At 57.7% G+C, this 19,631-nt stretch carries 16 protein-coding genes; 11 read left to right on the forward strand and 5 right to left on the reverse strand.

Annotated elements, in window-relative coordinates; all coding sequences use genetic code 11:
* Positions 1–97: 97 nt before the first annotated feature.
* Entirely contained in the window at positions 98–1,486 is a 1,389-nt protein-coding gene (gene pntB / locus K5I40_RS06885) for a Re/Si-specific NAD(P)(+) transhydrogenase subunit beta (protein WP_039029192.1), read from the reverse strand.
* A gap of 10 nt (positions 1,487–1,496) precedes the next feature.
* Complete coding sequence (gene pntA / locus K5I40_RS06890; RefSeq protein WP_039029191.1) at positions 1,497–3,026, reverse strand: Re/Si-specific NAD(P)(+) transhydrogenase subunit alpha; 1,530 nt, start codon at positions 3,024–3,026, stop codon at positions 1,497–1,499.
* A 536-nt stretch (positions 3,027–3,562) separates the two neighbouring features.
* Here pntA and ydgH point away from each other — a divergent pair.
* From ydgH to folM, 3 genes are all read left to right on the forward strand, one after another.
* Positions 3,563–4,516, forward strand: coding sequence for a DUF1471 family protein YdgH (gene ydgH, locus K5I40_RS06895; RefSeq protein ID WP_039029190.1), 954 nt, complete (start codon positions 3,563–3,565; stop codon positions 4,514–4,516).
* 186 nt (positions 4,517–4,702) lie between these two features.
* Complete coding sequence (locus tag K5I40_RS06900; RefSeq protein WP_039029189.1) at positions 4,703–6,085, forward strand: amino acid permease; 1,383 nt, start codon at positions 4,703–4,705, stop codon at positions 6,083–6,085.
* Between the two features lie 39 nt (positions 6,086–6,124).
* Positions 6,125–6,847 (forward strand): dihydromonapterin reductase, encoded by a 723-nt coding sequence (gene folM / locus K5I40_RS06905; protein ID WP_138368855.1) that lies wholly within the window; start codon positions 6,125–6,127, stop codon positions 6,845–6,847.
* Here the strand turns inward: folM and K5I40_RS06910 are convergent.
* On the reverse strand, positions 6,844–7,179 hold the full coding sequence (locus K5I40_RS06910) for a GlpM family protein (protein WP_223074159.1): 336 nt from the start codon (positions 7,177–7,179) through the stop codon (positions 6,844–6,846). The genes folM and K5I40_RS06910 overlap by 4 nt on opposite strands.
* Positions 7,180–7,307: 128 nt before the next feature.
* On the opposite strand from K5I40_RS06910, the gene rstA reads away from it, so the two are divergent.
* The 6 genes from rstA to tus all read left to right on the forward strand — a co-directional run bounded on the left by rstA (position 7,308) and on the right by tus (position 13,355).
* Positions 7,308–8,024, forward strand: a complete 717-nt coding sequence (gene rstA, locus K5I40_RS06915) for a two-component system response regulator RstA (protein ID WP_039029186.1) — start codon at positions 7,308–7,310, stop codon at positions 8,022–8,024.
* Positions 8,025–8,163: 139 nt separating this feature from the next.
* A complete protein-coding gene (locus tag K5I40_RS06920) occupies positions 8,164–9,159 on the forward strand; it encodes an ABC transporter substrate-binding protein (protein ID WP_223074345.1) in 996 nt (331 codons plus the stop codon).
* Between the two features lie 2 nt (positions 9,160–9,161).
* Positions 9,162–10,208, forward strand: a complete 1,047-nt coding sequence (locus tag K5I40_RS06925) for an iron ABC transporter permease (protein WP_223074346.1) — start codon at positions 9,162–9,164, stop codon at positions 10,206–10,208.
* The gene (locus K5I40_RS06930; RefSeq protein ID WP_039029184.1) at positions 10,205–10,975 is read left to right on the forward strand and encodes an ABC transporter ATP-binding protein; all 771 of its coding nucleotides are present in this window, start codon (positions 10,205–10,207) and stop codon (positions 10,973–10,975) included. The genes K5I40_RS06925 and K5I40_RS06930 overlap by 4 nt, the downstream gene beginning before the upstream one ends.
* A 72-nt stretch (positions 10,976–11,047) precedes the next feature.
* Positions 11,048–12,352, forward strand: coding sequence for a two-component system sensor histidine kinase RstB (rstB, locus tag K5I40_RS06935; RefSeq protein ID WP_309487354.1), 1,305 nt, complete (start codon positions 11,048–11,050; stop codon positions 12,350–12,352).
* A 73-nt stretch (positions 12,353–12,425) separates the two neighbouring features.
* Complete coding sequence (gene tus, locus K5I40_RS06940; protein ID WP_223074161.1) at positions 12,426–13,355, forward strand: DNA replication terminus site-binding protein; 930 nt, start codon at positions 12,426–12,428, stop codon at positions 13,353–13,355.
* On the opposite strand, the gene fumC is transcribed toward tus, so the two are convergent.
* On the reverse strand, positions 13,356–14,750 hold the full coding sequence (gene fumC / locus K5I40_RS06945) for a class II fumarate hydratase (protein WP_138368852.1): 1,395 nt from the start codon (positions 14,748–14,750) through the stop codon (positions 13,356–13,358).
* Positions 14,751–14,944: 194 nt separating this feature from the next.
* Positions 14,945–16,591 carry a class I fumarate hydratase FumA gene (gene fumA, locus K5I40_RS06950; protein ID WP_223074162.1) on the reverse strand — a complete coding sequence of 549 codons (1,647 nt, stop codon included), beginning with the start codon at positions 16,589–16,591 and terminating at the stop codon, positions 14,945–14,947.
* 199 nt (positions 16,592–16,790) lie between these two features.
* On the opposite strand from fumA, the gene manA reads away from it, so the two are divergent.
* Both manA and K5I40_RS06960 read left to right on the forward strand, forming a co-directional pair.
* A complete protein-coding gene (manA, locus tag K5I40_RS06955) occupies positions 16,791–17,963 on the forward strand; it encodes a mannose-6-phosphate isomerase (protein WP_039029179.1) in 1,173 nt (390 codons plus the stop codon).
* Between the two features lie 101 nt (positions 17,964–18,064).
* Positions 18,065–19,627, forward strand: a complete 1,563-nt coding sequence (locus K5I40_RS06960) for a YdgA family protein (protein WP_138368850.1) — start codon at positions 18,065–18,067, stop codon at positions 19,625–19,627.
* Positions 19,628–19,631: the final 4 nt, after the last annotated feature.

Here is a 19,631-nt window from a genome sequence, read left to right on the forward strand (position 1 = left end):
TATAAAAAGGAAAGTATAGACAGTGAGAATGTTTAGCCCGCAGAAATGAGAAAACCGCCCTGTTGTGGGCGGTTTTTTATCAGTCGTGAAGCCTTGCTTACAACGCTTTCAGGATCGCATCCACGCTGGCTTTGGCATCGCCAAACAGCATGTGGGTGTTCTCTTTAAAGAAAAGCGGGTTCTGTACGCCAGCGTAACCGGTGTTCATTGAGCGTTTGAAGACGATAACGTTCTGCGCCTTCCACACTTCCAGAACCGGCATACCGGCGATTGGGCTCTTCGGATCGTCCTGCGCCGCCGGGTTAACGGTGTCGTTGGCGCCGATAACCAGCACGGTATCGGTGTCGGAAAAGTCGTCGTTGATTTCATCCATCTCCAGCACGATGTCGTAAGGCACTTTCGCTTCAGCCAGCAGCACGTTCATGTGGCCTGGCAGACGCCCGGCAACCGGGTGTATACCAAAACGCACCTTGATGCCGCGGGCACGCAGACGCTCGGTGATTTCCGCCACCGGATACTGAGCCTGCGCCACCGCCATGCCGTAGCCCGGAGTGATGATGACCGAGTGCGAGTTTTTCAGCATGTCGGCGGTATCTTCAGCGCTGATCTCACGATGCTCACCCACCTCGTCGTCACCATCGGAAGTTTGGCCGTCGGTGCCGAAGCCCCCGGCAATCACGCTGATGAACGAACGGTTCATCGCCTTACACATGATGTAGGAGAGGATCGCACCGCTCGAGCCCACCAGCGCACCGGTCACGATCAGCAGGTCGTTGCTCAGCATGAAGCCCGCCGCCGCTGCCGCCCAACCGGAGTAGGAGTTGAGCATGGAGACCACCACCGGCATGTCCGCACCACCGATGGAGGCCACCAGGTGCCAGCCGAACGCCAGCGCGATGATGGTCATCACCAGCAGCGCCAGCACCTGCATACCCACGCTGTCGGTACGCACGAACACCACCATCAGCACAAACGACACCACCAGCGCGGCCAGGTTCATCTTGTGACGGTTTGGCAGCATCAGCGGTTTAGAGGAGATCTTGCCGCGCAGCTTGCCGAACGCCACGATAGAACCGGTAAAGGTCACCGCACCGATGAAGATCCCAAGGAACACTTCGGTCAGGTGGATGTTGACCAGAATCGGCTCCATCCCCGGCTCGTGATACAGGTAGCTGTTAAAGCCAACCAGCACCGCCGCCAGACCCACGAAACTGTGCAGAATCGCTACCAGCTCCGGCATTTCGGTCATTTCAACGCGTTTAGCAAGACGAATACCAATAGCGCCGCCGATGATCATCGCCACCAGGATCCACGCAACGTTGCCGGTGTCCGGCCCGAAAATCGTGGCAATCAGCGCAATCGCCATCCCGGCGATACCAAAGTTGTTACCCTGCTGCGACGTTTCATGTTTTGAAAGCCCAGCGAGGCTGAAAATAAACAGGACCGCGGCAACAATGTATGCAGCTGTAACTAATCCTCCAGACATAAGTTACCCCTTATCCCTTACGAAACATTTTCAGCATGCGCTGAGTCACGGTGAAACCACCGAAAATATTGATACTGGCGATCAGTACCGCGATAAAGCTGAGGAAGCTGACCCAGCCGCCGTGACCAATCTGCAGCAATGCCCCGACCACGATGATCCCGGAGATAGCGTTCGTCACCGACATCAGCGGGGTATGCAGCGCATGGGAGACGTTCCACACCACGTAGTAACCCACCACGCAGGAGAGCGCAAAGACCGTGAAGTGACCGAGGAACTCTTTCGGCGCAACGTCTGCCAGCCAGCCAAACAGGATAATGGCCAGCGCCATAAAGGCAAATTTGCGCCACGGCGAGGCAGGTTTTTCCGGTTCTTTTGGTGCCGGAGCGGCTTTAGCAGCGGCCTGCGGCTGGGCGGAAACCTGAATAGGCGGTGCCGGCCAGGTGATTTCACCCTCGCGCACCACGGTAACGCCACGCACAACGACGTCTTCAAAATCAACGGTGACGTTGCCGTCTTTCTCTTTGCACAGCAGCTTCAGCAGGTTGACCAAGTTGGTACCATACAGCTGAGAAGACTGGGTCGGCAGACGGCCCGGCAGGTCGGTATAGCCGATCACTTTTACGCCGTTGGCGGTGGTAGTGACCACGCCCGGGACGGTGTATTCGCAGTTACCGCCGTTTTGCGCGGCCAGATCGACGATCACGCTGCCGGCCTTCATGGAGTCAACCATTTCGCGGGTGATGAGCTTCGGTGCGGGTTTGCCCGGGATCAGCGCGGTGGTGACAATGATGTCCACCTCTTTCGCCTGAGCGGCAAACAGCGCCATTTCGGCTTTGATAAAGGCCTCGGACATCACCTTCGCGTAGCCGTCGCCGCTGCCGGCTTCTTCTTTAAAGTCCAGTTCCAGGAACTCGGCGCCCATACTCTGCACCTGTTCTTTCACTTCCGGACGGGTATCAAAAGCACGGACGATAGCGCCCAGACTGTTTGCCGCGCCAATGGCAGCCAGACCCGCAACGCCTGCCCCAATCACCATCACTTTCGCTGGCGGGACTTTACCCGCAGCGGTGATCTGACCGGTAAAGAAGCGACCAAACTCGTGCGCCGCCTCGACGATGGCACGGTAACCGGCGATATTCGCCATCGAGCTCAGGGCATCCAGCGACTGCGCACGCGAGATACGCGGTACGGAGTCCATTGCCATTACGGTGACGCCACGCGCCGCCAGTTTCTCCATCAGCTCCGGGTTCTGGGCTGGCCAGATAAAGCTCACCAGGGTGGTGCCCGGGTTCAGCAGCGCGATCTCTTCCTCTTCGGGTGCATTGACCTTCAGAATAACGTCCGAATGCCAGACGTTAGCGCCGTCTACAATCTCTGCGCCCGTCTGAACGAACGCCTCGTCATCGAAACTTGCCAGCTTGCCTGCGCCGCTTTCAACCGCGACGGTAAAACCCAGTTTGAGCAGCTGCTCCACCGTTTTTGGTGTCGCCGCTACGCGGGTTTCATTGGCAAACCGTTCTCTTGGTACCCCAATACGCATAGTAATCCCTTCCATCGGTTTTTGATGATGGTTTGTCGAATATTCATCACAGATATATAACGACAGTGACAGGTGTTAACCTGCCGCTAACCAATATCTGCAGAAAATAAAACGGTAACAAACTTTCTATAACCTACTGAAAATACCGCCTGTGATCCACAGCAAGAAAACACTTTTTATGCCTTTAACTGTCAAAAATAAGCGATCGGCATCTCAGACAGGCATATCTGCCTTTATTTATCCGCCAGGGCCGATGTTTAGCTCAGTCGAAGCGGGAAAAACACGATATAGCGCCAGCTAGAAACAACTTATTAACATTAAATCAACTTGTGAAAGTTATATGCTTTATTAGTTTTACTGGTCAAACGCGTGTTTTTTCAACATATCACTAAATGTTATAGATATTGTTCGTCCCCATCGCCATGGCCACAAAAAATGCCGCAGACAGCAGAGGGTGTTAAATGCAATAATCGTCAACGTTTTCAAATTAACAACTACACCAGTACCTGGTTTGCGTAAGGCGAAGGATTATTTTTATGAAGCTCAAGAACACTCTCCTGGCGTCAGCACTCCTTTCTGCGACCGCCCTGTCCGCCAACGCGGCGACAGAGTTAACGCCGGAGCAAGCGGCAGCAACGAAACCTTACGACCGCGTTATGATCGTAGGTCGTTTTAACTCAATTGGCGATGCGGTTAACGCTGCATCAAAACGCGCCGATAAAGAAGGCGCCGCTGCATTTTACGTGGTTGATAACTCTGACTACGGCGACAGCGGCAACCAGCGCGTGCTCGTTGCGCTGTATAAAGAAAATGCCCCGAAAGCCGACGAGGAGAAAAATCGCGTTATTAATGGCGTGACGGAACTGCCAAAAGACCAGGCCGTTCTCCTTGAGCCTTACGATACCGTCACCATTCAGGGCTTCTACCGCAGCCAGCCTGAAGTGAACGATGCCATTACCAAAGCCGCGAAAGCGAAAGGGGCTGACGCCTTCTATATCGTTCGCCAGATCGATGCAAACCAGGGCGGTAACCAGCGTATCACTGCCTATATCTACAAAAAAGACGCGAAAAAACGTATCGTCCAGAGCCCGGACGTTATCCCTGCTGACTCTGATGCCGGCCGTGCGGCTATCGCCAAAGGTGGCGAAGAAGCGAAGAAAGTTGAGATCCCGGGCGTGGCGACCAGCGCTGCACCGGCTGCCAGCGTTGCTGGCGTAGGCCGATTCTTTGAAACGCAATCCACCAAAGGTGGCCGTTACAGCGTCACGCTGAATGACGGCACTAAAATTGAAGAGCTGAACAACGCCACTGCCGCGCAGATGGTGCCGTTTGACAGCATTAAATTTACCGGCAACTACTCCAACATGACCGAAGTCTCCTATCAGGTGGCGAAGCGGGCGGCGAAGAAAGGGGCCAAGTATTACCACATCACCCGCCAGTGGCAGGAGCGCGGTAATAACATGACCATCAGCGCAGACCTGTACAAATAAGTAAAGTGTTTCATTCAGGCGGCCTGGTGCCGCCTTTTTTTTGCTTTTTAGCCAGATTTCGGCCCATCCTCATTGCATGCTTTCGTGACACTCCGTAAAATCCCGCGCCTTAGCGTGATCCACCATTTTTATGCGCTTCGACAAAATAATTATTCTGCTTTTGACCCCTTTTTAAACAGGATGCCAATGGAAAAGAAACTTGGCCTGAGCGCTTTAACTGCGCTTGTTTTAAGCTCCATGCTCGGTGCGGGTGTATTCAGTCTGCCGCAGAATATGGCCGCCGTGGCCAGCCCGTCTGCGCTGCTTATTGGCTGGGGGATCACCGGCGTCGGGATCCTGCTGCTGGCCTTCGCGATGCTGCTGTTAACGCGCATCCGTCCTGACCTTGATGGCGGCATTTTTACCTACGCCCGCGAAGGCTTTGGTGAACTGGTAGGTTTTTGTTCCGCCTGGGGCTACTGGCTGTGCGCGGTGATCGCCAACGTCTCTTATCTGGTGATCGTCTTTTCTGCGCTGAGTTTCTTTACCGATACGCCTGAACTGCGGCTGTTCGGCGATGGCAACACCTGGCAATCCATTGTGGGCTCCTCGGTGCTGCTGTGGGTCGTGCACTTCCTGGTGCTGCGGGGCGTGCAGACTGCGGCAAGCATCAACCTGGTCGCCACTCTGGCGAAGCTGGTGCCGCTGGGGCTGTTTATCGTGCTGGCGTTCATCGCGTTTCGTCTCGATCTCTTCAGCCTGGACTTTTCCGGCGTGGCGCTGGGCGTGCCGGTCTGGGAGCAGGTGAAAAACACCATGCTGATCACCCTGTGGGTGTTTATCGGGGTGGAAGGCGCGGTCGTGGTCTCGGCCCGGGCGCGCAATAAGCATGATGTGGGCCGCGCCACGCTGCTGGCGGTGCTGGCCGCGCTGAGCGTCTATCTGCTGGTGACGCTGCTGTCTCTGGGCGTGGTGGCGCGTCCTGAACTGGCGGAGATGCGTAACCCGTCAATGGCGGGCCTGATGGTGAAGATGATGGGCTCCTGGGGCGAAGTGGTCATTGCTGCGGGTCTGATCGTCTCCGTGTGTGGAGCTTACCTGAGCTGGACCATCATGGCGGCCGAAGTGCCCTTCCTCGCCGCGACCCATAAAGCCTTTCCGCGTCTTTTCAGACATCAGAACAAGAACAATGCCCCGTCCGCGTCGCTGTGGTTGACCAACATTAGCGTGCAGGTTTGTCTGGTGCTGATCTGGCTCACAGGTTCTGACTATAACACCTTGTTAACCATCGCCTCTGAGATGATTCTGGTACCCTATTTCCTGGTGGGTGCATATTTGTTAAAAATAGCGACCCGACCGATGCATACTGTCGTGGGAATGGGTGCCTGCATTTACGGCTTATGGCTGCTCTACGCCTCCGGACCGATGCATCTGCTGCTCTCCGTCGTGCTCTACGCGCCGGGACTGCTGGTGTTTATTTACGCCCGTCGCACGCACCAGCTCCAGCACGCGCTGAAGCGTCGTGAAATCGTGCTGATTGGATTGTTACTGGTTGCCGCACTACCGGCAACGTGGATGTTGATGGGATAAGCGACCGCGTCCCATCGTCGAACGGATAAGGAGAACACGATGGGACAGGCAAAACCGCTCCCGATCCTGATTACTGGCGGAGGCCGTCGTATTGGCCTCGCGCTTGCCCACCATTTTTTGAATCTTCACCAGCCGGTGATTATCAGCTATCGCACGAAATATCCGGCGATAGAGACGCTTTGCGAGGCGGGTGCGACCTGTGTTCAGGCCGATTTTGCCACCGACGAAGGCATTATGGCCTTTGCCGAACGGATAAAAGCGGAAACTCCGGGATTACGCGCCATCATCCATAATGCCAGTGCATGGATGCCGGAGAGCCCTGAGACGCCGCTCAGCGAAACGCTCTCCTGCATGCTGCAGATCCACGTCCATGCCCCTTACCTGCTGAACCACGCTTTACAGGAGCTGCTGCGCGGTCACGGCCATGCCGCCAGCGACATCATCCACTTTACCGACTACGTGGTTGAGCGCGGCAGCGATAAGCACATTGCTTATGCCGCCAGTAAAGCTGCCCTGGACAACATGACCCGATCCTTTGCCCGCAAGCTGGCACCGGAGGTCAAAGTTAACGCCATCGCCCCGTCGCTGATTATGTTTAACGAACACGACGATGCCGACTATCGTCAGCAGGCGCTGAACAAGTCCCTGATGAAAATCGCCCCGGGTGAAAAAGAGGTGATTGATTTAATCGACTACATTCTGACCAGTTGCTACGTCACGGGCCGTTCGTTCGGCGTGGATGGTGGACGGCCGCTGCGTTAGTGAAAGCGGCTCCAGAAGAAGATTAACACCCAGGCGCTGAGGCTCCAGCAAACAACCGCTCCGCCCAGCGCCAGGGGCAAACGCATTATTCCGGTGAAATACCATAGCGAGAGCAGATAGATAAAATAGGGAATAATCGACCACATGCCAAAGACGATGGTCACCCGCAGCGCCTCAATGCCGCGCTCAGAGGCGACAATGTAGTGGGCGATTAAAGCAAAGGTCGGAAACAGCGGGATCAGCCCGGCTATATAGTAGTTTTTGGTTTTCGCCAGCACTCCAATCAGTAACACCACCAGCGCGCCAATCGCCGCCTTAATCAGCAGTCCCATCCCTTTCTCCTTAACAACTCAATAACAGTGCCGGGCAGCATAACGGAACGGCAACATTTTGCGAATGATTAATGGAAGGTTAAGGTTGCGAGGTGTATGTTGGCGTTTTCTGCAGACACAGACTTTGAATGAACAAGATCGTATACGTTGAGGATGAACCCGAAGTAGGCCAGCTGATAGCCGCTTACCTGGGTAAACATGATATTGAAGTCATCGTCGAACCGCGCGGCGACCGTGCTGAAGAGGTGGTGGCGCGGGAAAAACCCGATCTGGTGCTGCTGGATATTATGTTGCCCGGCAAAGACGGCATGACCCTGTGCCGGGATCTGCGCGCCCGCTGGCAGGGCCCGATTGTGCTGCTCACCTCCCTCGACAGCGACATGAACCATATCTTGTCTCTGGAAATGGGCGCCAACGACTACATCCTGAAAACTACCCCTCCGGCAGTGCTGCTGGCGCGTGTGCGCCTGCATCTGCGCCAGCATGTTGCCACCTCCAGCGAAACCCCGGCCCCGCAACTCACTCCGCATAAAGCGCTGCGTTTCGGCACGCTTTCCATCGACCCGGTGAATCGGCAGGTGCTGCTTTCCGGCGAGCAGGTGGCATTGTCGACGGCGGATTTCGATCTGCTGTGGGAGCTGGCGACCCATGCCGGGCAGATTATGGACCGGGACGCGCTGCTGAAAAACCTGCGCGGCGTCAGCTACGATGGCATGGACCGCAGCGTGGACGTGGCGATCTCCCGCCTGCGCAAGAAACTGCTGGATAACGCCACCGAGCCGTTCCGCATTAAAACCGTGCGTAACAAGGGCTATCTCTTCGCGCCCCACGCCTGGGACATGTAAAGCGGCTGCCGCCAAGGTAAGCGGCCTCATTCATTATCCTTCCCCTGGTGATTAACCTTTTGCTACCGCCCTCATAATATGTATTATGTTATAACATAACATTTATGGGGAAGGTAACGTGTTTATCAAATACAGCGCAATGGCATTAGTGCTTACGACACTGGCGCAACCGGCGATCGCCGCAACAACTTATCCGCTGACGGTAGAAAACTGTGGGGTAAAGGAGACCTTTACCCAGGCTCCACAGCGGGTAGTGACGGTTGGGCAACACGAGACGGAACTGCTGCTGGCGCTGGGGCTTGAGAAGAAAATCAGCGCCACGTCGGTCTGGTTTGGCCCGTTACCGGATGCCCTGACGGCGCGCGGTAAGGGAATAAAAAAACTGGCGGATAACGCCCCTTCCTTTGAAGCGGTCACCGCGCAAAATCCCGATCTGGTTCTGGCGCAATATCACTGGCACATCGGGCCGCAGGGGGAAACCGGCACCCGGGAACAGTTTGCTTCCCTTGGCATTTCGACGTGGATCTCCCCTGCCGACTGCATCGGCAAAAGCGTCACCGACAGCTCGAATGCCGACGGAGCGCGCAGCACGCCTTTCTCCATCGCGGAGATCGAGCGTGAAATCAGCGAACTGGCAGCAATATTCGATGTTCAAGCCCAGGGTAAAGCGCTTAACGCGGCGCTGAAACAGCGTATTGCGAAAGCTCAGACCCTGGCGGCTACGCAGCAGACCCGCCCTCTGAAAGTGGTGTTCTGGTTCTCCAGCAGCCGTCTGAAAGGCGATCCCTGGGTGGCGGGCGATTATGGCGCGCCGGGCTGGATCAGCAACACGCTGGGGCTGAAAAACATTATTGATTCACATGATGAATGGCCCGCCGTCACCTGGGAACATATCGCCCAGGCGCAGCCGGACGTGATCGTTATCGCCGAAATGTCCCGTCGGCTCTACCCGGCCGATGACGTGGCGGTTAAAAAGGCATTTTTAAACGACGATCCGGTGACCCGAAACATCCCCGCCGTAAAAAAAGGTCATATCATTGTGGTGCCCGCGATGTCACTCAATCCTTCACTGCGTAATGTCGATGCCGTCGAGGCCATCGGCGAAAAACTGGCGACTTATCAGGTTGAACGATGAGCATGCTGACTCTGCGCGCCCCCTTTACCCTGCCACGCTGGCGGCAGGGTAGCCTGCTGGCTGTCGGGTTACTGACCCTGCCGCTGATGCTGGTTTTCGCCGCCACCGTCGGGGATATGCCGGTGTCATATGGAAATGCGGGGAAAGCCATTCTTAACGGCCTGGGTCTGGGAAGCTATGTCCTGCCTCAGGTGGAGGAAGGTATAGTCTGGCAGTACCGCATGAGCCGGGCGCTGATGGCGGCCTGCAGCGGCGGCGGACTGGCGCTCTGCGGCCTGGTGATGCAGGCGATCCTGCGTAACCCGCTGGCGGAGCCGTATTTACTGGGGATCTCCTCCGGCGCCTCACTGGGTGCCGTCTGCGTGATGCTGCTCGGGATCGGCGGCGGCGCGCTGGGCATCAGCGGCGGGGCCTTTATCGGCGCCTGCTGCGCATTCGGGCTGATCATGCTGATCACCCACGGCATGACCGACAGCCCGCCCCGCATCCTGCTGGCGGGTATTGCCGGGACGCAGCTCTTCAACGCCATGACCGCGTACATTGTCAGCACCTCCGCCAACGCCGAGCAGTCGCGTAGCGTTATGTTCTGGCTGCTGGGTAGTCTGAGCAGCGTGCGCTGGCCGGATGCGCTGCTGGCACTGGGGGTGGTTCTGGCCGGGTTCATGGTGATCATCGCCTTTTCACGCTCGCTGGATACCTTCACCTTTGGCGATGAAGTCTCCACCACCCTGGGCGTGCCGGTGACCCTGGTACGCATCATCCTGCTGCTCACCTGCGCCCTGGTGACGGCGGTGATGGTCAGTATTATTGGCGCAGTGGGGTTTGTCGGGCTGGTGATCCCGCATATCACCCGGATGCTGTGCGGCCCCGGGCACCGCCGCGCTGTTCCCCTGACCTTCCTGGTCGGGAGTCACTTTATGATCCTCGCGGATGTGGTTTCCCGCACGCTGATTACCCACCAGGTGCTGCCGATTGGCGTGGTCACTGCGCTAGTGGGCGCGCCTGCCTTTGTCGTTCTGCTCTATCGCAGCCGGGAGAAAAGAGTATGACCATTTCATTGAGAGAGCTGCAGGTTACCCTGCAGTCCCGTAAGGTGCTTCAGGATATCAATCTGGAGCTGGGGAGCGGCGAGATCGTCGGCCTGCTGGGGCCAAATGGCTCGGGGAAATCAACGCTGCTGCGCTGTCTGGCCGGGTTAATCCCGCGACATGCGCACCATATTCAGTTTGATGGCACTCCGCTCAATAAAATCTCCGTGCGGGATCGGGCAAAACAGCTGGCGTTTGTCCCCCAGCATGCCGGGGTGGATGGCGATCTCAGCGTGGAGCAAATTGTCCGGCTGGGGCGCACGCCGCACCGCCGGGGACTTTTTGGCTGGAGCGAGAGCGACAACCAGGCGGTGGAGAACGCCATCCATCAGATGAAGCTCTCTGCCCTGCGTCACCGGCTCTGGCGGCAGCTTTCAGGCGGCGAGCGGCAGCGCTGTCAGATTGCCCGCGCCCTGGCCCAGCAGCCGCGCGTGTTGATCCTCGATGAGCCCACCAACCATCTGGATATCGAGCATCAGCTGGAGCTGATGACGTTGATCACCCGGTTGCCCATTACGGTGGTGGTGGCGCTGCACGATCTTAATCTCGCCGCCAACTACTGCCATCGGCTGGTCCTGCTGAAATCCGGCAAGGTGATAGCCAGCGGGCCGCCGGATACCGTGCTGACGCCAAATATGATTGAAAATGCCTGGCATGTGCAGGCAAACGTGATGAAGCAAGACGAAACCTTCAACATTCGCTATGCCATGAGGCAGCCCATTGCGTAAAGTATGCGATGCCCGTTCAGAGAAAATGATTCTTAAGACCGGGCGGCATTATTAACGCGTTGTATTTGGGTGATATTTCATGAAAAACTGTTCGTACAGTTTTACCTCCTGCTGTTTGTCTGCTTCCTGGTGATGACCATGCTGGTCGGGCTGGTCTACAAATTCACCGCCGAGCGGGCGGGCAGACAATCGCTGGATGATTTGATGAAAAGCTCGCTCTATCTGATGCGCAGCGAACTGCGTGAGATCCCCCCTCACGACTGGGCGAGGACCATCAAAGAGCTGGATCTGAACCTGTCATTTAAACTGCGCATCGAACCGCTGAAGAAATACACCCTGGATGCCCCGACAATGCAGCGACTGCGTCAGGGCGACATTGTGGCTCTGGACGATCAGTACACCTTCATCCAGCGAATTCCGCGCAGCCATTATGTGCTGGCGGTCGGCCCGGTGCCCTATCTCTACTTCCTGCATCAGATGCGCCTGCTGGATATCGCCCTGCTGGCCTTTATCGCCATTTCCCTCGCCTTCCCGGTGTTTATCTGGATGCGCCCCCACTGGCAGGACATGCTGCGCCTGGAAGCAGCCGCCCAGCGTTTTGGCGACGGGCACTTAACCGAGCGCATCCATTTCGACAGCGGTTCCAGCTTTGAGCGCCTGGGGGTGGCCTTTAACCAGATGGCAGACAACATCAACGCCCTGATCGCCAGCAAAAAACAGCTGATCGACGGCATCGCCCACGAACTGCGTACCCCGCTGGTACGACTGCGTTACCGGCTCGAGATGAGCGAAAACCTGACCGAGGCGGAGTCGCTGGCGCTGAACCGCGATATCAGCCAGCTCGAGGCGCTGATTGAGGAGCTGCTGACCTACGCCCGCCTCGACCGGCCGCAGAACGAGCTGAAGCTCACCACCCTGGACCTGCCCGCCTGGCTGCGCGGCTACGTTGAAGATGTGCAGAGCGTGAACCCGCAACGCACGCTGCTGATCAACAGCATGGACGGCGATTACGGCGCGCTGGATATGCGGTTGATGGAGCGCGTGCTGGATAACCTGGTCAACAATGCCCTGCGCTACAGCGATAACCGGCTGCGGATTTCATTGCAGCTGGACGGCAGCCGCGCCAGTTTGATGGTGGAAGATGATGGCCCGGGCATTGCGCCAGAGGCCCGTCAGCGCGTCTTTGAGCCGTTCGTGCGTCTCGACCCGAGCCGGGACCGCGCCACCGGCGGCTGTGGCCTGGGGCTGGCGATCGTTCACTCCATCGCCCAGGCGCTGGGCGGCGACGTCAGCTGTGATGCCAGCGACCTCGGCGGAGCCCGTTTCTGCTTTAACTGGCCCGTGTGGCATCACATCTCCCTTCCCATCCCTGACTGACCCAAATCGCACGCTGGCCTGACCCGGCGTGCTGTGCTATAAATTCAGTATGTTGTAACTATTATGGTGTGCAATGGCTACTTACGATTTGATCGAACGCTTAAACTCCACCTTCCGCCAGATGGAGCACGAGCTGGCGGAATTAACGCCCGAACTCCAGGCCTGCCGGTTGCTGGCCGGGCGCGTCTTCTCCCTGCCGGACGTCGCCAAAGGCGCCGAGCACGATCCGCTCAACGCCATCGCGGTGAAGCAGCATCTCGGTCAGGAGGCGCTGACGATGGCCCTCCAGCACTATCGGCATCTGTTCATTCAGCAGCAATCCGAGACCCGCAGCAGCAAAGCCGCCGTGCGCCTGCCGGGGGTGATCTGCCTGCAAAGCGATGCCGCGCACCGGGAGCAACTCACCGCCCGCATCGCCAGCATTAACGCCTTAAAAGCAGAATTTGAAAAAATCGTAACCGAAGAGTCGGGCCTCGCCCCTGCCGCCCGTTTCGAGTGGGTGCACCATCAGTTGCCGGGATTGATTACCCTTAACGCTTATCGCACGCTGACGGTCATTAATCACCCCGCCACCCTGCGCTTCGGCTGGGCCAACAAGCACATCATCAAAAATTTCACCCGGGAGGAGGTGCTGGAGATGCTGGAGAAAAGCCTGAAATCGCCGCGCGCCCAGGCGCCCTGGTCGCGGGATCAGTGGGTTGAACGTCTGGAAGCGGAGTACACCGCCATCCACGCGCTGCCCGCGGATGCCCGGCTCAAGATCAAACGGCCGGTAAAGGTGCAGCCCATTGCCCGCGTCTGGTATACCGGGCAGCAAAAGCAGGTGCAGTACGCCTGCCCGACGCCGCTGATCGCCCTGTACGATGCGGATCAGGGGGCGGTGATCCCGGATATCGGCGAGCTGCTGAATTACGATGCTGACAACGTTCAGCATCGTTATAAACCCCAGGCGCAGCCGCTGCGCTTAATCATTCCGCGGCTGCACCTGTACGTGGCGGAGTGACTATTTCAGGCTGCCGACCATCTCTTGTGGGCGAACCCAGCTGTCGAACTCGGCCTCGGTGAGATACCCCAGCGCCAGCGCGGAGGCTTTCAGGGTCAGCCCCTCTTTGTGCGCTTTTTTGGCGATTTCTGCCGCCTTGTCGTAGCCGATGTGGGTGTTGAGCGCCGTCACCAGCATTAGCGACTCATTGAGCAGCTGGCTGATGCGCTCGCGGTTAGGCTCAATGCCCACCGCGCAGTGCTCGTTAAAGCTCTCCATCCCGTCAGCCAGCAGACGCACCGACTGCAGGAAGTTATGGATGACCATCGGACGGTAGACGTTAAGCTCAAAGTTGCCCGACGCGCCGCCCATATTCACCGCCACGTCGTTGCCCATCACCTGACAGCAGAGCATGGTCATGGCTTCGCATTGGGTCGGGTTGACCTTACCCGGCATGATGGAGCTGCCCGGCTCATTCTCGGGGATGCTGATCTCGCCGATGCCGCAGCGCGGGCCGGAGGCCAGCCAGCGCACGTCGTTGGCGATTTTCATCAGCGAGGCCGCCAGCCCTTTCAGCGCCCCGTGGGCATGCACCAGCGCATCACAGGTGGCCAGCGCTTCGAACTTATTCGGTGCGGTGACAAACGGCTGCCCGGTGATGGAGGCCAGCTCTTTTGCCACGCGCACCGCGTACTCGGGATGGGTGTTAAGCCCGGTCCCCACCGCCGTACCGCCCAGCGCCAGCTCCGCCAGATGCGGCAGGCTGTGGTCGATGTGCCGCAGGTTGTGCTCGAGCATCGCTACCCAGCCGGAAATCTCCTGGCCGAGGGTCAGCGGCGTGGCATCCTGCAGATGGGTACGGCCAATTTTGACGATATCGGCAAAGGCCTGGGATTTGTCGTGGAGGGTCTGCTTCAGCACGTTCAGCTGTGGGATCAGCTGCTCGCGCAGGGCGATCAGCGCTGCCACGTGCATCGCCGTCGGGAAGACGTCGTTGGAGCTCTGGCTTTTGTTGACGTCGTCATTCGGGTGGATCTTGCGCTCCATGCCGCGCACCCCGCCGAGCAGTTCACTCCCACGGTTCGCCAGCACCTCGTTCATGTTCATGTTGCTTTGGGTGCCGGAGCCGGTCTGCCAGATGGCGAGCGGGAACTCGTCGGGATGTTTACCGGCCAGCACTTCATCGGCGGCGGTGATGATGGCGGTGGCTTTTTCCGCCGCCAGCAGGCCTAAATCCTGGTTGACCTTCGCCGCAGCGCGTTTGGTCAGCGCCAGGGCCTGGATCAACGAGACCGGCATTTTTTCAGTGGAGATACGGAAATGTTCCAGCGAACGCTGGGTTTGTGCGCCCCAGAGTTTGTCCTGGGGGACGTCGATGGCACCCATCGAATCTTTCTCACTGCGTGAGGTGGTCATACTTTCTCCTTGATAACAACGAAGTGGGTAGCTCACAGCTCAAAGAAACAAGTATTGATGAGATCGGGAAAAGGGTATGGCGCTTTGTGCGCTCTTTTTGTTGCCGGGCTTGTGCCAGGTGGCGCTGCGCTTACCCGGCCTACATGTTCAGTAGGCCGGGTAAGGCGAAGCCGCCACCCGGCAGGTTTTTCAAACTACTTCACGCACGCCGAACACTGGGACGACTGGATTTGCTTGAAGAAGTCGTTACCTTTGTCATCCACAAGGATAAACGCCGGGAAGTCTTCCACTTCGATTTTCCAGATAGCCTCCATACCCAGCTCCGGGTACTCAACGCACTCCAGGCTCTTGATACTGCCCTGCGCCAGCACCGCGGCCGGGCCGCCGATACTGCCGAGGTAGAAGCCGCCGTGTTTGTGGCAGGCGTCGGTCACCTGCTGGCTGCGGTTGCCCTTCGCCAGCATGATCATGCTGCCGCCGTTGGCCTGCAGCTGGTCGACGTAGGAGTCCATACGACCGGCTGTGGTCGGGCCCAGGGAGCCAGACGCATAACCGTCCGGCGTTTTGGCCGGGCCTGCGTAGTAGATCGGGTGATCCTTAACGTACTGCGGCAGCCCTTCGCCGTTATCCAGACGCTCTTTCAGCTTCGCGTGGGCGATATCGCGGCCCACGATGATGGTGCCGTTCAGCGACAGACGGGTAGAGACCGGGTACTGCGAAAGCTGGGCCAGGATCTCGTTCATCGGACGGTTCAGGTCAACGTGTACCGCCTCGCCCTCGCCCGCTTTACGCAGCTCTTCAGGGATATACTTGCCCGGGTTGTTTTCCAGCTTTTCAATCCAGATCCCGTCGCGGTTGATTTTGGCTTTGATGTTGCGGTCCGCCGAGCAGGAGACGCCCATGCCCACCGGGCAGGATGCGCCGTGACGCGGGAGACGGATCACGCGAATGTCGTGGGCGAAATATTTGCCGCCGAACTGCGCGCCGAGGCCGAGGTTCTGCGCTTCCACCAGCAGCTCCTGCTCCAGCTGTACGTCGCGGAACGCCTGGCCGTGCTCGTTACCTTCGGTCGGCAGGCCATCGTAGTATTTGGTGGAGGCCAGCTTCACGGTTTTGAGGGTGCTTTCTGCCGAGGTGCCACCGATGACAAACGCAATATGGTACGGCGGACAGGCGGCGGTGCCGAGGGTGCGCATCTTCTCCACCAGGTAGTTCTTCAGCTTGCCTGGAGTCAGGAGCGCTTTGGTCTCCTGATAGAGGTAGGTTTTGTTGGCGGAACCGCCACCCTTGGCGATGCACAGGAATTTGTATTCGTCGCCATCCACGCTGTAGAGGTCGATCTGCGCGGGCAGGTTAGTGCCGGTATTGACCTCTTTGTACATATCCAGCGCGGCGTTTTGCGAATAGCGCAGGTTGTCTTCGATATAGGTGTTGTACACGCCGCGCGCCAGGGCAGCTTCATCGCCGCCGCCGGTCCAGACGCGCTGGCCTTTTTTACCGGTAATAATCGCGGTGCCGGTATCCTGGCAGGTCGGCAGAATGCCTTTCGCCGCGATATCGGAGTTACGCAGGAACTGCAGGGCCACGTACTTGTCGTTTTCACTGGCCTGCGGATCGCTGAGGATATCCGCGACCTGCTGCTGGTGCGCCGGGCGCAGCATAAACGAGGCGTCGTGGAAAGCCTGCTGCGCCAGCAAGGTCAGCGCCTGCGGCTCAACTTTCAGGATCTCCTGTCCTTCAAACTCGGAGACAGAAACATGGTCGCGGGTTAACAGGTAATATTCGGTCTGATCCTTGGCCAGCGGGAAAGGATCCTGGTAATGGAAGGGTTTATTCGACATTGATCTCTCACTTACTGCTTCGGTCTGTTTATTTAGAGCAGATGTTCCGCTGCCCTGCTTAAAAGCGAGTTAGCCTATCCTACACAATTTTTTAACAAAAACTGAGACTAGTACGACTTTTTCCGCGCGCAGGTTACATCCGTGCGGTTTATTGCTTTAATACGGGCAGATAATTCCACATATGAAACAGGGCTTGATAATGCAAAAACTCATCAACTCAGTGCAGAACTACGCCTGGGGAAGTAAAACTGCGTTAACGGATCTCTACGGTATCGCCAACCCGGACAACCTGCCGATGGCAGAATTGTGGATGGGGGCGCACCCGAAGAGCAGCTCAAAAATTGAAGATGCCCGGGGCGTGCGTTCCCTGCGTGAGGTTATTGATGCCGATAAAACCACGCTGTTGGGCGGTGCCGTCGCCGAACGTTTTGGCGAACTGCCATTCCTCTTCAAGGTGCTTTGCGCCGATCAACCGCTCTCCATTCAGGTTCACCCGAACAAGCAGGCCTCCGAAGAGGGCTTTGCGAAAGAGAACGCGGCCGGTATTCCGCTGGATGCCGCCGAGCGTAACTACAAAGATCCCAACCACAAACCGGAACTGGTTTTTGCCCTGACTCCGTTCCTGGCAATGAACGCCTTCCGCGAGTTCTCTGAGATCGTCTCCCTGCTGCAGCCGGTCGCCGGGGCGCACAGCGCCATCGCCCACTTCCTCGAAAAACCGGATGCCGATCGCCTGAGCCACCTCTTCGCCAGCCTGCTCAATATGCAGGGCGACGAAAAATCTCGCGCCCTGGCGGTGCTGAAAGCGGCCCTCAACAGCCAGAAAGGGGAACCCTGGGAGACTATTCGCGTCATTTCAGAATTTTACCCGGACGACAGCGGTCTCTTCTCTCCGCTGCTGCTGAACGTGGTGAAACTGGAGCCGGGCGAAGCGATGTTCCTGTTTGCCGAAACGCCGCACGCCTATCTTAAAGGCGTGGCACTGGAGGTGATGGCGAACTCCGATAACGTCCTGCGTGCGGGGCTGACGCCAAAATACATCGACATTCCTGAACTGGTGGCTAACGTCAAATTCGTCGCCAAACCGGCCGCTGAGTTGCTTACCCAACCGGTGAAAAACGGCGCAGAGCTGGACTTCCCGATCCCGGTGGATGACTTTGCTTTCTCGCTGCATGACCTCGGCAGCGACGAGACCCGTATCGCCCAGCAGAGCGCGGCCATTCTGTTCTGCGTTGAGGGCGAAGCCGTGCTGAGCAAGGGTGACGAGCGCCTGGTGCTGAAGCCTGGCGAGTCAGCCTTTATTGCGGCGAATGACTCTCCGGTCAGCGTCAGCGGCGTGGGTCGTCTGGCGCGGGTTTTCAACAAGCTTTAGTGAACCGCTGAATTTTTTAACAATTATTGCTAAGCTATTGGTAATCTTATGACCTCACCGGGCGGTTTTCACCGCTCGGTTTCATTTTAGGGATAATCACGATGAAAAAATCGGTTGTAGCTGCAGGCGTTATTGTTGCTTTAGGGCTGGTCTGGACGGGCGCGGCCTGGTACACAGGGAAACAGCTGGAGAGTCGTCTGTCAGAGATGGTGGCGCAGGCGAACGGTGAGCTTAAGCGTACCGCACCGGAAGCCGGGCTGGAGCTGAGCTATCAGGATTATCAGCGCGGCGTGTTCAGCAGCCATTTGCAGATGGTCGTTAAGCCGGTTGCTGGCAGCACAAATCCGTGGCTGCAGCCGGGTCAAAGCCTGGTGCTGAACGAAGAGGTTGACCACGGCCCGTTCCCGCTGGCCCAGCTGAAAAAGTTCAACCTGATCCCTTCTATGGCCTCGGTGAAATCGACCCTGGTCAACAACGAAGCCTCTAAGCCGCTGTTCGATCTGGCTAAGAATGAGTCGCCGTTCGAAATCAATACCCGCATCAGCTATGCCGGTGATACCCGTTCCGATATCGCCCTGAAAGCGCTGAATTACGAGAATGGCGACGAGAAAGTGGCGTTCAGCGGCGGCAACTTCCAGCTTGATGCCGATCGCGACGGCAAAAACGTCACGCTGAAAGGCGAAGCGGCAAGCGGCCTGGTCCACGCGGTGAACGAGTACGATCAGAAAGTCCAGCTGACCTTCAATAACCTGAACATCGATGGCAACAGCCGTCTGACCAGCTTTGACGAACGCATCGGCGATCAGAAACTGACCCTGGATAAAATGGCTATCGCCATCGAAGGCAAAGAGATGGCGGTGCTGGAAGGCACGGATCTGAAAGCGACTGCGGATCTGTCTAAAGATGGCAAGAGCATCAACAGCCAGCTGGATTACAGCCTGAAGAGCCTGAAAGTGCAGAATCAGGACCTGGGTACCGGCAAGCTGACGCTGAAAATCGGCAATATCGACGGTCAGGCGTGGCACCAGTTCAGCCAACAGTACCGCGCCCAGAGCCAGGCGCTGCTGGCGGATAAAGAACTGATGACCAATAACCCGGCGCTCTACCAGCAGAAAGTGGCCGAGGCGTTCTTCGGCAATCTGCCGATCCTGCTTAAAGGCGAGCCGGTAATCACTCTCGCCCCGCTGAGCTGGAAAAACAGCAAAGGCGAAACCAACTTTAACCTCTCGCTCTTCATGAAAGATCCGGCCACCGCGACGGGTGAAGCCCAGACCCTGGCCCAGGAAGTGGATCGCAGCGTGAAATCGCTGGAGAGCAAGCTGACCATCCCAATGGACATGGCGACCGAGTTCATGACCCAGATTGCGAAGCTGGAAGGCTACAACGAGGATGACGCCGGGAAGCTGGCCAGCCAGCAGGTGAAAGGCCTGGCGGCGATGGGACAGATGTTCCGCATCACCACCGTGGAAGATAACGTCATCAGCACCAGCCTGCAGTACAGCAATGGTCAGGTGACGCTGAACGGTCAGAAAATGCCGCTGGAGGAGTTCGTTGGCATGTTCGGCGTACCGGCCCTGAACCTGGCGCCACCGGCCGAGCCTGCGGCACCAGCAGTACCGCCAGCTCCGGCCGCTCCGGCAGCACCTGCTGTTCCTCAGCAGTAACGGT

It is taken from the genome of Leclercia sp. LTM14, from assembly GCF_023736175.1.
GTDB classification, from domain to species: Bacteria; Pseudomonadota; Gammaproteobacteria; order Enterobacterales; family Enterobacteriaceae; genus Enterobacter; species Enterobacter barmai.